The organism is Achromobacter sp. GbtcB20 (assembly GCF_019091095.1).
Classification (GTDB): domain Bacteria; phylum Pseudomonadota; class Gammaproteobacteria; order Burkholderiales; family Burkholderiaceae_B; genus Achromobacter; species Achromobacter mucicolens.
In genome coordinates this window covers 1-232 of sequence record NZ_JAGXJZ010000954.1, presented here as the reverse complement: position 1 = coordinate 232, position 232 = coordinate 1, and the positions used below count along the sequence as shown (strand labels likewise).

The window sequence follows — 232 nt, the reverse complement described above, 5'->3', positions numbered from 1 at the left end:
ATGAAGCTGGCGCCCAGGGATTCGACCGGTTCGCGGGCCGCGGGGCGCACGCCCGACGCCGCGACCGCGGGGCCCAGCCGCTTGGCCGTGGCAATGGCCTGAAGGCCTGCGCCGCCAGTGCCCAGGATGACCGCGCGCGCGTCCTTCAGCGTGCCGGCGGCCGACATCATCATGGGAATCAGCCGCCCGTAGTGATGGGCGGCGAGCGGCACGGCCTTGTAGCCGGCCAGGT

1 pseudogene is annotated in these 232 nt (G+C 73.7%); it reads right to left on the bottom strand.

The features are described 5' to 3' along the window. Positions 1 to 232 (bottom strand): annotated as a pseudogene (locus tag KVT32_RS31800) (NAD(P)(+) transhydrogenase (Re/Si-specific) subunit alpha); the annotation flags it as partial.